Here is a 13071-nt window from a genome sequence, read left to right on the forward strand (position 1 = left end):
AGGAAATCGGAATAACCCTAACAACGAGGCAGAAACGGCACAAAGAGATGCTTCTCCCGATCAGGCACAGGTTGCAGCAACTTCGGAGCAGGTGAATCGTCCATGATCTTCATGTTGTGTGGTACGAGTGATGCAAGGGAACTGGCTCTACAGATCCAGCAGCAAGGTGCAGATGTGCTGACTTCTGTTGTAACCGACAGTGCGGCGAATAGCCTGACAGAGGCTGGATTACCTGTTCGGACAGGCCGTTTGACCGTGGAAGCGATGGTGGAACTGGTGCGTGAAAAAGGTAGCCGCGCCATCGTGGATGCAAGTCATCCGTTTGCCGAAGAAGCACATGCCAATGCGATGGAAGCAGCCAAACAGGCGGGCATTCCATATATTCGTTATGAGCGCACGGGTCTGGCGTACGATGATCATGCGTTGCTGCATGTCGTGTCTTCCTACGATGAAGCGGCACTCAAGGCCAAAGAACTCAAGGGCTCGGTCATGCTGACAACAGGTAGTAAAACGTTACAGATTTTCACCAAGCACCTGCTCGGTGATCCGGACATTCGCCTCGTTGCCCGCATGCTTCCACGTCTCGATAATATGGAGAAATGCGATGAGCTTGGTGTGGAACAGCGCAATATTATTGCGATGCAGGGACCCTTTTCCCGTGAAATGAATGAAGCCTTGTATAAGCACTATGCGACGACTGTTATGGTTACCAAGGAGAGCGGCAAGACCGGAGCGGTGGATGAGAAAATCCAATCTGCACTCGAACTGGGCATTCATGTCGTGTTGATTTCACGCCCCGAGGCTGAATTTGGAACAGTGTTTGATCATTTTGAAGGTGTACTGGATGAGCTGAAGCGTGTATTGGTGCAGTAAAACACCCTAATAGTCTTAATTTGAATAATGAATTTTTGAATGACAACACCATTTGAAGGAGTGAAATGCACATGGATTTCAAAACGGAATTTAAACCGTTGACTGTACAACCTCAGGAAATTGAGGGCAAAAGCTTTGAGATGATCACGGAGGAACTGGGCGAGCATCCGTTCACGGCTGAGCAATATCCAGTGGTACAGCGTGTCATTCACGCCTCGGCTGACTTCGAACTGGGCCGCAGTATGGTATTCCACCCGGATGCCATCCAAGCAGGGATTGCCGCACTTCGCGCCGGCCAATCCGTCATCGCTGACGTACAGATGATTCAGGCTGGCGTGAGCAAAGATCGCATTCGCGGTTTTGGCGGAGATGTGCATGTACATATTTCCGATCCCGATGTGATGGAGGAAGCGAAACGTTTGAACACCACTCGAGCAATCATCTCGACGCGTAAAGCAAATCAATTATACGAAGGCGGCATCTACGCCATTGGTAACGCACCAACAGCATTGCTGGAACTGATCCGTCTGGTCAAAGAAGGCGAAGCCAAACCGGGCCTGATCATCGGTATGCCGGTCGGATTTGTATCTGCAGCCGAGTCCAAAGACGAACTGCGCAAACTCGACATCCCGTTTATCACCAATATTGGCCGTAAAGGTGGTAGCACCATCGTCGTAGCTGCCCTGAACGCCATCTCCCTGATGGCTGTTAAGGCGTAGTTGTAATAAGTAAACGCCCGCAGGTTATTGGAAAGAGCTAATTAACTTTAACGAATCCCACAGGCCTTATATTGCGGATTATCATCCATTTCATATTTTAAAGAACCTGAGTAAAGCTATTCCGGTGGAAACCGCCAAAAAGTAGTGAAAACGCATCTTTTTAATGCAATAACGTTACTACGATTCGTTACATTTATTGTTTGTGAAATTTGGCCCCAATAGCGTCTCCTTGGTTCGTTAAAATGTAGACGATTCAATCGAATGCTAAACAGTCACAAAACCAAGTAACTACATTCTGGCATGGAATGATCAGTTACCCAAAATAAACCTCAGGGCACTGTGTAGCCCAAGAGGTGGCATTACGCACTGTGCCAGGTGGATGCAGACGCAGGTAGCAGCGAAGGGGAGAACAGCGATCATAACAAAGATCCGTCCCCAGAGCGGTCCACCAAAGGCGGAAGTGTACACAGTCGCAAAACCGTGTAACTACATTCCAAGCCAAGTCCTACTGGCATGGAATGATCAGTTACCCAAAAAACCCTCAGGGCCTTGTTTAGCCCAAGAGGTGGCACTGCGCACTGTGCCAGGTGGATGTAGAAGCAGGTAGCAGCGAAGGGGACGGAATCGATTCTGAAGAAGCGGAGCGGTCGCCTTTGTCTCCGGATTTCTCCCTTTAGAAAAGGGGAATCAAAGAAATCTGGAGACAACAGCGATCATAAGAACGATCCGTACCCGTAGCGGCCACCCAAGCTCCCAAAGCCACCACCCACACACGCAGCGTAATGCCACCTCATTTAAACTAGCTAATTAAAGGACGGGAGGTTCAAACCCCATGATAGGCGGCAATACACCAGACCCCGACAAACCAATGCGTTCCGGTTTCACCACAGGAGCATGCGCCACAGCCGTTGCCAAGGGAGCGACGCAGCACCTGTTAACAGGTGTTATTCCGGCACAGGCCGTGGTTTCGTTGCCCGCGGGCTTTGACCACTCGTTCGAACTGATCGAGCAGGAATTGACCGATGGCGTAGCGACCTGTGCCACCATCAAGGATGCCGGGGATGACCCGGACGCCACGCATCGAGCGAAGATCGTCGCACATGTGTCCTGGCGGGACGAGCCGGGTATGGAGCTGGATGGGGGCATCGGCGTAGGTCGAGTTACAAAGCCCGGATTGCCCGTGCCTGTAGGCGAAGCGGCAATTAATCCCGTTCCGCGCCGCATGATTACCGAAGCCGTCACCCAGGTGCTCGCCGAACATGGCACAGCCAGAGGGGTGCGGGTTGTGATCAGCGTGCCGGAAGGCGAAGAGATGGCCAAGAAGACACTGAATTCCCGTCTGGGCATTCTGGGCGGCATCTCTATTTTAGGTACACGCGGCGTGGTCGTTCCGTTCTCCACCTCTGCTTACAGAGCGAGTGTGGTCCAGGCCATCTCGGTTGCGCAGGCTTCCGGCTGTGAACACATAGTGTTGACCACGGGCGGCAGCAGTGAGAAATACGCCATGAAAATGATGCCCGAACTGCCGGAGGAAGCTTTTATCCAGATGGGGGACTTTGTTGGCTTTGCTATCAAACACGGTAAACGACTGGGCATGAAACGCATCACGCTGGTCGGGATGCCCGGTAAATTTGCCAAAGTGGCTCAAGGCGTCATGATGGTGCACTCCAAGAGTGCGCCGGTGGATTTTGGATTTCTTGCGTCCGTGGCCCGCGAGACCGGAGCTGGAGATGAACTGGCGCAAGCGATCGAGGAAGCCAACACGGCGACTCAAGTGGCGGATATGATGACCGAGGCCGGGTATTTACCCTATTTTGAAAAGTTATGTACATACGCCTGTCGGCACTGTTTGGAACATGCAGGAGGCGGCGTGACGGTGGAAGTGGTATTGGTAACGATGAAAGGAATGGAACTGGGGAGGGCGGAAATCAGTGAACTCGAAGACAGCAACTGGAGCAAAGAATCGTAAAATCCGCATTATCGGCGTGGGTGAAGAAGGCGCGGCAGGATTAACAACGGAGAGCCTGAATCTCATTCAGGAGGCAGATGTACTCGTTGGCGGAGAGCGCCAGCTACAGTATTTCCCGGCATTTGCAGGTGAAAAGTTAGCGATTAAGAGCGGTTTAAGCGATCTCGTTGTGAAAATAAAAGCGTTGCAGGCCACACACAACGTTGTTGTGCTTGCCTCGGGAGACCCGCTGTTCTACGGCATCGCCGGGTACTTAGCGCGCAAAATCGGCCCGGATCAACTGGAGATCCGGCCTAATCTCAGTTCGCTGCAGCTGGCATTTGCCCAGCTTGGCGAGAGCTGGCACGATGCCGTGCTCGAAAGCGTGCACGGACGCCCGCTCAAGGGCCTCGCACAGCGCATCGATGGCAAAGCCAAAGTTGCGCTGCTCACGGACGAGCACAACAGCCCCGCTGCGATCGGGGCTTATCTGCAACAGTTCGTCATGACTGAGTATGATGCCTACGTTGCCGAGAACCTGGGCGGGGCAAATGAACGTGCCCGCCATTACACCCTCGACGAGCTGGCGGCAGCAGAATGCAGCCCGCTGAACGTCGTTATTTTGCTGCGCCGCAAGGATGCACCTGCGCCGCGCAGAGGGTTCGGTTTTGCGGACGAGGAATTCCATCAGCGCAAACCGGAGAAAGGCCTGATCACCAAGCGCGAAGTCCGCGCATTCAGCTTGGCTGAACTGCGGCTTGGCGTGGACAGCATTGTGTGGGATATCGGCGCAGGATCAGGCTCAGTGGCGGTAGAATGTACACGGCTCGCGCCGCAGGGACAAGTCTTTGCCATCGAAAAAAATGAAGGGGACCTCGTGAACATCGAGGCCAACCGGATCAAATTCCGGACAGACTTCACCGTCCTTCATGCCAAGGCACCAGCAGGGCTGGACGAACTACCGAATCCGGATGCGGTGTTCATTGGCGGCAGCGGCGGCGAACTCGCGCAACTGATCACCTTGTGTGCGTCCCGGCTACGCCCGGAGGGACGCATTGTCGTGAATGCAGCGACCATCGAGACGCTGCATGACAGCATGAAGGCCATGCGCGAAGCAGGCCTTGACCCATCGGTGACGTTACTTCAGACGGCGCGCAGCAAGCCGATCCTGAACATGACCCGTTTTGACGGATTGAATCCGATTTACGTGATCACAGGACAGCACACAGTAACCGAAGAAGCGGAATCCGCAGACGGAGCAGAGTGATTTTTCAATGAGCGAACAAGGGGGAGAATAACATCAGTACAACAACAGGAAGTACTACATGGGAAATCACAGATACAGATGTGTCGTTGAACGGTAAAACCGTAGGTACGTTGTATGGTGTCGGTGTTGGGCCGGGAGACCCGGAGCTGATTACCGTGAAGGCGTACCGGATGATCCGGGAATGTCCAGTGGTCGCTTACCCGAAGAAGCGCAAAGGCGGTAAATCGTACGCACACGAGATTGTGGAACTGTATGTGAACCCGGAAGAAAAAGAGATGCTCGGCCTGATCTTCCCAATGACCAAGGACCCGGTTGTGCTTGAACGCGAGTGGGGCAAGACCGTTGAAGCATGCTGGGGTGCGCTCAAGGAAGGCAAGGATGTGGCCTTTGTAACTGAGGGTGATCCTAACCTGTACAGTACATTTATTCATTTGGCACGGTTAATGCGAGAGTTGCATCCTGAAGTGCCGATTAGTTCGATCCCAGGCATCTCATCCGTGTTGGGTGCAGCGGCAGCGCTGGATATCCATCTGGCAGACGGAGACGAACAGGTGGGCATTATTCCGGCTACGGCAGATAAAGAAGCGATGCGACAGGCGATTGAGCATCACGATACGATTGTATTTATCAAAGTGGCAAAGGTGCTTGACCCGATGCTTGAATTGCTGGACGAGATGGGACTTGGCGGCAAAGCTTCGGTCGTTACCAAAGTCACTTCTCCATATGAACTGGTCTGGCGTGATGCCCGTGAACTGAAAGGGCAGGAGCTGGAATATCTAAGCCTGATGGTGGTGAGCAAATGAAGACATTGGAAGCGAAAGTTTACATTGTAGGTGCAGGCCCGGGTGACCCGGAACTGATTACGGTGAAAGGTTCAAACATTTTGAGAAGTGCGGATCTGGTGCTGTATACGGATTCCCTCGTGAATGATGAACTGATTGCGACAGCGAAGCCCGAAGCAGAAGTGCTGCAAAGCTCTGGCATGGATCTGGAACGTCAGGTTGAGCTGATGTGTGAAGCAACTCGTGCGGGTAGAAGTGTAGCCCGTGTACATACTGGTGACCCAGCAATGTATGGTGCAATTTTGGAACAAATGGTACTGCTGAAACAGCAGGGCGTGGAATATGAAATTATTCCGGGTGTGAGTTCGGTCTTTGCTTCAGCAGCTGCATTAGGGGCTGAACTCACCGTACCAGAACTGACGCAGACCGTAATTCTGACACGTGCAGAAGGTCGTACCCCTGTGCCTGAACGGGAGAAACTGCGAGATCTGGCATCCCACCACTGTACGGTGGCGCTCTTCCTGAGTGCAACTTTGGCGAAAAAGGTCGTGGTTGAATTCCTCGCCGCAGGCTGGAGCGAAGATACACCTGTGGCAGTCGTACAGCGGGCAACATGGCCTGATCAGAAGATTGTACGGACCACGCTTGCTAATCTGGCCGCCGATCTGCGTGCCGCAGGCATCACAATGCATGCAATGATCTTGGCAGGCTGGGCGCTTGACCCGGATCTCGTGAACCGGGATGCCCACCGTTCCAAGCTCTATGATAAATCCTTCACCCATGGCTATCGCAAGGGAGTGAAGTCCGGTGAGTAATCCGTTTGCAGCCGTTGCCATCACGAAGCATGGTGTGGAGATGGTGCGTAATCTGGCAGGACAGTTCCAGGGAACAGACGTGTATTATATGAGCAAGTTTGCTCGTGGCGATGAAGAGCAGTTGGGTTATGAGCTGTTTGAAGGCTCGGTGAAGCTGATTTTACCTGAATTGTTCAAGCGATATAATGGCATCATTCTGTTTATCTCACTGGGTGCAGTTGTGCGGATGATCGCTCCGATTTTGGTGGACAAAAAAGTCGATCCCGCCGTACTGGTCATTGATGACCGCGGCGAAAATGTCATCAGCGTGCTGTCTGGTCATCTCGGCGGCGCGAATGAGTTAACTCGTCAGGTCGCGGAAGTACTCGGCGCACGTGCGGTCATCACGACAGCTTCAGACGTGCAAGGCACTATTCCGGTGGACATGTTTGGCCGGGAGCTGGGTTGGATCGTGGACAGCTTCGACAAAGCGACACCTGTCAGTGCGGCTGTTGTGAATGAAGAGCCTGTAGCTCTCATTCAGGAGACAGGGGAGCGGAACTGGTGGAAATATAACAAACCTGTGCCGGATCATATCCGTGTCTTCAGCAGTTTAGAGGAAACGGAATCATTCCCGTTCAACGCTGCACTGGTCGTCAGCGACCGCCTGCTTTCGGCAGAAGAAGAGGAACGTTTTCTCACGAATGGCGTACTGTATCGGCCAAAAAGCCTCGTGCTCGGCATGGGCTGTAATCGCGGCACATCTGTAGAGGAATTGGAGCAGGAGGTCCTCGCCACCTTGGAGGAATTATCCCTTTCCGTGAAGAGCGTGCGCAACATTGCTACGATTAATCTGAAAAAGGATGAAGAAGGCCTGTTGGCTCTATGCGCCAAATACGGCTGGGAGCTGGTGACCTACACTCCTGCGGAACTGAACACGGTGAAGCTTGCGAATCCATCCCAGACGGTATTCAAATATACCGGAGCATATGGCGTAAGCGAACCTGCGGCGTTGCTCTCCTCGGGAGCCGATCATTGGCTGCTTGAGAAGAAAAAGAGCGGTAATCTGACGATCTCCGTTGCCCGGGTTTCATTTGAGTAGAGATATATATGAAGTGAATCTACTTTACACAATAGCACTGCGATGACAGAATACCCTAATGAATAAAGAGTGTGCATTAATCTTGACCGCATCGCTATATGATGCGGTTTTGTTATCTCGAAGAAAAGGTGGAAATGACGATGACCATTACAAATCGTAACACCAGACCCCGACTGATCATTGCAGGCACCGGAAGTGGTGCAGGGAAAACGACAGTGACCTTGGGGCTAATGAGAGCACTAGCTCAGCGTGGTTTGAGTGTACAAGGGTTCAAATGCGGCCCGGACTATATTGATCCTACATACCATACCGCAGTCACGGGCAGAGCGTCACGTAATCTGGATGCATGGATGACATCGCCTGAATACGTGAGAGATACGTTCGAGAAGGCATCGGCGGGACATGATATTTCCATTATCGAGGGCGTTATGGGCCTCTATGATGGCAAAGATCCGCTCAGCAATACAGGCTCAACTGCAGAGATTGCTCTGGTCACGCAGACCCCTGTGATCCTGGTTGTGGACGTACGCAGCATGGCTCGCAGTGCGGCCGCAATTGTGCTGGGTTTTCAACAGTTGGAGCCTGAATTATATATTGCAGGAGTGATCGTCAACCGGTGCGGAAGTGCGGGTCATTATACCATTGTGAAAAAAGCCATTGAGCAAATGTGTGGCATTCCGGTGGTTGGCTGGCTGAAGCGGGACGAAGACATGTCCATCCCGGAGAGACATCTGGGCCTGGTGCCTGCCATCGAGCGCGGTGAACTGGAACCATTATTCCAACGTGCAGCCGATGTGTTAATGGAAGGTACCGATCTGGATCTTCTGCTGGAGCTGGCAGCAAGCGCCCCGCCGTTAAATGCAGAAGAAGTGAGTCCTGCAACTAATGCCTACACGGACTCAGCTAATGCTGAATCAGGCTCGAATTACGATTCACATTCCGATTCACATTCCGATTCAGTGATCCACGTTAATAATCGACATGTATCATATGAGGTGCAGCCTGTCATTGCCGTTGCACGTGATGCGGCATTTAATTTCTATTATCCCGATAATCTGGAATTGCTCGAAGCAGCCGGGGCCCGATTACAATACTTCAGTCCGCTCGCTGGTGAAGGTATTCCAACGGATGTGGATGGCATCTATTTGGGTGGCGGGTTTCCAGAGGAGTTTGCAGCAGAGATTGCCGGTAACCAAGGGTTCTTGGAAGGACTTCGACAGGCGGCACAATCCAACATGCCTTTATTTGCCGAGTGTGGTGGTTACATGGTGCTTGGGGAAACGTTGACCAACCGTGAGGGAATTACTTTCGACATGGCGGGCATTATCCCCGCACAGGTGCAGATGCAGAAGAAGCGAGCTGCGCTTGGCTACCGTGAAGCGAGTAGCGTTCAGAATTCCTTTTTGCTGAAAAAGGGTGAAGTACTTCGGGGTCATGAATTTCATTATTCCACGATGACCTATCGTGATGAAGAAACGATCCCTTATGCGTATGAGACCAAGGGGTTGCGCGGCCTGAAGCAAGAAGGGTATGCGGCAGGCAACATCGTGGCGGGGTATACGCACGTTCATCTGGGCTCTTACCCTGCGGCCGCTCGAAGATGGGTGGAACATTGTTTAGCCTATCGGCAGGAGCGATATATACAGAGATAATAGCAGCTATTTATAGCTCAAATAGATAGCTGAATTCAATAAGCAGAATGGCTCTAATCTTACTTTTACCTCATGAGTCTTTGGTCGTGAAGTTGGCGATCCCATTCTGAATTAAAGGTTTTCAGATGAATATGTGGAATGAATAAAAGACAGAATCATTTTGCGAGGGAGGGACATCATGATGAGAACCGTATGTGTAACGGGAGCTGCCCGGGGATTGGGATTGGCTTTGACGGCACAGATGCTGAAGAGAGGGTATCTCGTATATGCGGCCGGTCTGGACGTGGAAGATTCCGAAGGGATTCGTATGCTTGCAGAAGGATATCCTGACCATCTGCGCGCCATCGAACTGGATATCGCGGACGACCTGTCGGTAGCTCTGTTCACGGAGACATTGAAGCTGGATACGAATCATTTGGATATGCTAATCAATAATGCGGCTATACTAGGGAGTATTACGGATCATATCCGCGGGCCGTTGAATATGGCGGAGATGGCTGAAGTATTTAATGTGAACACCTTAGGTACACTGCGTGTGACTCATTCCCTGTTACCCCTCCTTCTTCAAGGACAGGTCAAGCTGATTGTTGATATCTCTTCCGAGGCTGGAAGTATAGAGCAATGCAGTCGGGATGGGTGGTTTGCCTATTGTATGTCCAAAGCTGCTTTGAACATGCAGGCCCGTCTTGTGCACAATGGTCTGAAGGATGTAGGCGGACAAGTGATGCTTGTGCATCCCGGTTGGGTACAGAGTTATATGCGGGGTGAATTGGATGTTGCTGCGGATCTCACGCCCGAGCAATCTGCACAGCATATCGCAGTACTTATCGACCGCTATGAACAGTTTAAAGGAGATCAGCCCGCATATGTGGACTACAAGGGAGAGAATCTTCCCTGGTAGTTGGTTTTATACAGTGAGGTGAACAAGAAAGGAGATTGATTGAATGGATCATCGTAAAAAAGCGTTGCTGCTTGGCGATTATACACATCCGGACTGGCACCCGCTTCAGGGGGTGGATGCGGAGATCAGCCGAATTTTCCATGATACTATGACTGTACAATGCAGTGAGAATCGGAATATGTTGCTGCAAGAAAATATAACCGGGTTTGATGTATGTATCTCATACATGGACGATTGGAAGGGGAAAGTCTCTCCACAGCAGACAGCAGGTTTGTTGTCCTATGTAAGTAATGGAGGTGGACTGGTCATTATACATAACGGTATTTCGCTCCAAAATCGTTATGAGCTCAAACAGATGATCGGTGCCAAGTTCCTACATCATCCGGCGTATGCACCGCTTGAATTCACTGTAACGGCGGAAAGCCATCCAGTGACGGAGGGCATTTCGAGTTTCACAATGGAAGAAGAGCCTTATCAGTTCGAGTTTGGTTCTTTTGCCGAAACGAAAATATTGCTGGAATATCAATCTGAAGATGGACCGAAGCCTGCGGTTTGGGCGCATCGATATGGAGTTGGACGTATTGTTTATCTGATGCCGGGTCACCATGTGCCGTCTTTTGCGCACGAAACGTACCGCAAGTTACTTCTGCAAGCAGGCAAATGGGCTGCACGTTACGTCTGATCGGACTGGCATTTTTGCATGAGGAGTATAAGGGGTATAATATAGAGATCAACGAAGAGGAGGATGACAAAAATGAGCGATTTGTTCAAAAAGGCGATCTCGTTAGGGCTTGGTCTTACTGTCGTAAGCAAAGAGAAAATTGAGAAAACCGTGGATGATTTGGTCAAGCGCGGGGAACTTGCACCCGGTGAATCCAAAGCTTTGGTTGAACGCCTGATGGAACGGGGCGATGAAGAGCAAGGCCAGTTCAAGAGAGTGATTCAGGAACAGGTCAAGCGTGTGCTTCAGGAAGCTGGTGTGGCATCCGAAAGTGATGTAACGAGTCTGGAACAGCGTGTTGCCGTTCTGGAGAAAAAACTTGCCGAACTGGGTCACTCACCACAGCTTCAACCTGATGAATCCCCAGCTCCACTTGAAGTTCCTCCTCCTCTCAAAGGAAACGAGATCGAGTAGATGGCAGTGCGAATCAAACATGTCGGCAGATACCGTGAAATTGCCATGGCGCTCGTGCGTCATGGCTTCGGTTATATGGTCGAGGAGCTGGGTTTGTTCCAGTTGCTGGCTCTGCCCAGACGGTGGATGTCGCGTGAAGCACACACCACCAAAACGCTGAGTGAACGCATCAGGCTTGTGCTGCAGGAGCTGGGGCCAGCTTTCGTCAAGCTGGGGCAACTCGCAAGCACAAGGGCAGATCTATTGCCTGAGTCTGTCATTCGCGAGCTGGTGAAGTTGCAGGATCAGGTCCCGCCGTTCTCTTCCGAGACGGCACGGGGTATTTTGGAACAGGAATTGGATACACCGCTGGAGGAGATCTTTTCCCGGTTCGAGGATACCCCTGTAGCTGCGGCCAGCATTGGACAGGTGCATCTGGGCAAACTTCGAAGCGGTGAGTCGGTAGCCATCAAGATTCAGCGGCCGGGCATATCGCGTATTGTGCAACGTGACCTGGATATTTTGCGTGAGCTGACAGCCATGGCCGAGAAGCGATGGGATTGGGTGAAGCAATATCAGATTCCGCAAATGGTAGAAGAATACGCTCAGGCATTGATGGCTGAGCTGGATTATACGGTCGAAGGCCGGAATACGGAAAAGATTGCACAGCAATACCAACAGGACAACAAGGTGAAAATCCCGACAATTTACTGGGATCAGACTTCCTCCCGTGTGCTTACTATGGAGTATATCGAAGGTATCAAACTCAATGATCGTGAAGAACTGGTCAGACGCGGTCATGATCTGAATAACATTGCAGAGCGGTTGGTGGATTCATTATTGAATCAGATCTTTATTCATGGATTCTTCCACGCTGACCCACATCCGGGCAACCTGATGGTATTGAAGGATGGACGTCTTGCCTTTATAGACTTTGGTATGGTGGGCAGTCTGAGCGATGAGATGAAACAGCAGCTTGCTTCGCTTATTATTGGGTTAATGCGCAAAGATACGGACAGTATGATCCGTGCCATTGAGAAGCTTGGCATGATGCCAGATGACATGGATCTGCGTGGGCTTCATGTGGATTTGGACAAGTTGCGTACCAAATATTACGATATTCCCTTTTCCAAGATTAGTGTGGGTCAGGCGTTAAATGACTTGTTCGGCGTAGCCCAGAGGCACCGGGTTGTGATGCCTGCGGATATTCTGCTGCTCGGTAAGTCGTTGCTAACGATGGAAGGTGTGATCGAGCATCTCGATCCTTCCCTGAGCATTGTAGATATGGCCGAGTCTTTTGGGCGGAAACTGATCAAGGAACGTTTTAGCGCCGGAAGAATCAAGAATCGGTTGTTCCGCAGTGCGGCTGATATGGCCGAGAGTGTCATTGGTCTGCCAGGGCAGTTAAGGCAGTTATCATCCATTATTAGCAAAGGCAAGCTGAGGCTGGAGATCAGTGTCCCTGAACTCGATGCACTCATGCGCAGAATGGACCAGATCAGCAATCGGCTGTCCTTCAGTATTGTGTTACTTGCTTTTTGTATCATCATGGTGGGCTTGATTATCGGATCTTCGATTAGTCATCAATCCACGATGCTATGGGATATTCCGGTCATTGAGATTGGTTTCCTGGTCGCGATACTGATGGTGGCTTTCCTGCTCTATTCGATATTCAAATCAGGAAGATTCTAGCATAGCATTGCGAGAATACCCGTAAAGAGACTTTCTTCAAAGGATCTTTGCGGGTTGTTTTTTGTGAATAAAGAATGGGTGAGTAATTCATAGAAAGATTAAGATAATAGAAGAAAAGGTTCTATTTTTTCGCCTTAACTGTGTTAGTACATATCCAGTCCTGTGACTATAATAATAGGTCAGTACATTAACGGACCCGGTTTTTCTGAGAGGGGAAAACCTATGGG

Annotated in this window: 12 protein-coding genes; all 12 read left to right on the plus strand. The window is 51.1% G+C overall.

All coding sequences use genetic code 11. From position 1 onward, the window contains the following. The first annotated feature begins 102 nt into the window (after positions 1-102). The 12 genes from cobK to QVE09_RS15405 all read left to right on the plus strand — a co-directional run bounded on the left by cobK (position 103) and on the right by QVE09_RS15405 (position 12844). A complete protein-coding gene (cobK, locus tag QVE09_RS15350; RefSeq protein ID WP_315937479.1) occupies positions 103-873 on the plus strand; it encodes a precorrin-6A reductase in 771 nt (256 codons plus the stop codon). A gap of 71 nt (positions 874-944) precedes the next feature. Then, positions 945-1592 carry a precorrin-8X methylmutase gene (locus QVE09_RS15355; RefSeq protein ID WP_278297837.1) on the plus strand — a complete coding sequence of 216 codons (648 nt, stop codon included), beginning with the start codon at positions 945-947 and terminating at the stop codon, positions 1590-1592. Between the two features lie 832 nt (positions 1593-2424). Then, positions 2425-3561: a cobalt-precorrin-5B (C(1))-methyltransferase gene (locus tag QVE09_RS15360; RefSeq protein ID WP_315937480.1), complete on the plus strand. Its 1137-nt coding sequence runs from the start codon at positions 2425-2427 to the stop codon at positions 3559-3561. After that, the gene (cbiE, locus tag QVE09_RS15365) at positions 3524-4807 is read left to right on the plus strand and encodes a precorrin-6y C5,15-methyltransferase (decarboxylating) subunit CbiE (RefSeq protein WP_315937481.1); all 1284 of its coding nucleotides are present in this window, start codon (positions 3524-3526) and stop codon (positions 4805-4807) included. The genes QVE09_RS15360 and cbiE overlap by 38 nt, the downstream gene beginning before the upstream one ends. An 86-nt stretch (positions 4808-4893) precedes the next feature. Then, positions 4894-5610, plus strand: coding sequence for a precorrin-2 C(20)-methyltransferase (cobI, locus tag QVE09_RS15370; protein ID WP_315937482.1), 717 nt, complete (start codon positions 4894-4896; stop codon positions 5608-5610). After that, on the plus strand, positions 5607-6404 hold the full coding sequence (cobM, locus tag QVE09_RS15375) for a precorrin-4 C(11)-methyltransferase (protein WP_076332461.1): 798 nt from the start codon (positions 5607-5609) through the stop codon (positions 6402-6404). The genes cobI and cobM overlap by 4 nt, the downstream gene beginning before the upstream one ends. Next, positions 6397-7485, plus strand: a complete 1089-nt coding sequence (locus tag QVE09_RS15380; RefSeq protein WP_315937483.1) for a cobalt-precorrin 5A hydrolase — start codon at positions 6397-6399, stop codon at positions 7483-7485. Before cobM ends, QVE09_RS15380 begins: the two co-directional genes overlap by 8 nt. 140 nt (positions 7486-7625) lie before the next feature. Beyond that, positions 7626-9137: a cobyrinic acid a,c-diamide synthase CobB gene (locus QVE09_RS15385; RefSeq protein ID WP_315937484.1), complete on the plus strand. Its 1512-nt coding sequence runs from the start codon at positions 7626-7628 to the stop codon at positions 9135-9137. Positions 9138-9315: 178 nt separating this feature from the next. Then, positions 9316-10038, plus strand: a complete 723-nt coding sequence (locus QVE09_RS15390; protein ID WP_315937485.1) for an SDR family oxidoreductase — start codon at positions 9316-9318, stop codon at positions 10036-10038. Positions 10039-10081: 43 nt separating this feature from the next. After that, positions 10082-10720 carry a ThuA domain-containing protein gene (locus QVE09_RS15395; RefSeq protein WP_076209723.1) on the plus strand — a complete coding sequence of 213 codons (639 nt, stop codon included), beginning with the start codon at positions 10082-10084 and terminating at the stop codon, positions 10718-10720. Between the two features lie 72 nt (positions 10721-10792). Further along, entirely contained in the window at positions 10793-11173 is a 381-nt protein-coding gene (locus QVE09_RS15400; RefSeq protein ID WP_253441470.1) for a phasin family protein, read from the plus strand. Further along, entirely contained in the window at positions 11174-12844 is a 1671-nt protein-coding gene (locus QVE09_RS15405; RefSeq protein WP_315937486.1) for an ABC1 kinase family protein, read from the plus strand. It begins immediately after the preceding gene. The last annotated feature ends 227 nt before the right edge of the window (positions 12845-13071 follow it).

Origin of the sequence: Paenibacillus sp. ClWae2A, assembly GCF_032452295.1 — a bacterium.
In the GTDB taxonomy this organism is placed as follows: domain Bacteria; phylum Bacillota; class Bacilli; order Paenibacillales; family Paenibacillaceae; genus Paenibacillus.

Excerpts from the sequence above, each read along its gene's own strand:
- cobK (WP_315937479.1), top strand. The coding sequence starts at position 103 with ATGATCTTCATGTTGTGTGGTACGAGTGATGCAAGGGAACTGGCTCTA.
- QVE09_RS15355 (WP_278297837.1), top strand. The coding sequence starts at position 945 with ATGGATTTCAAAACGGAATTTAAACCGTTGACTGTACAACCTCAGGAA.
- QVE09_RS15360 (WP_315937480.1), top strand. The coding sequence starts at position 2,425 with ATGATAGGCGGCAATACACCAGACCCCGACAAACCAATGCGTTCCGGT.
- cobM (WP_076332461.1), top strand. The coding sequence starts at position 5,607 with ATGAAGACATTGGAAGCGAAAGTTTACATTGTAGGTGCAGGCCCGGGT.
- QVE09_RS15385 (WP_315937484.1), top strand. The coding sequence starts at position 7,626 with ATGACCATTACAAATCGTAACACCAGACCCCGACTGATCATTGCAGGC.
- QVE09_RS15390 (WP_315937485.1), top strand. The coding sequence starts at position 9,316 with ATGATGAGAACCGTATGTGTAACGGGAGCTGCCCGGGGATTGGGATTG.
- QVE09_RS15395 (WP_076209723.1), top strand. The coding sequence starts at position 10,082 with ATGGATCATCGTAAAAAAGCGTTGCTGCTTGGCGATTATACACATCCG.
- QVE09_RS15400 (WP_253441470.1), top strand. The coding sequence starts at position 10,793 with ATGAGCGATTTGTTCAAAAAGGCGATCTCGTTAGGGCTTGGTCTTACT.
- QVE09_RS15405 (WP_315937486.1), top strand. The coding sequence starts at position 11,174 with ATGGCAGTGCGAATCAAACATGTCGGCAGATACCGTGAAATTGCCATG.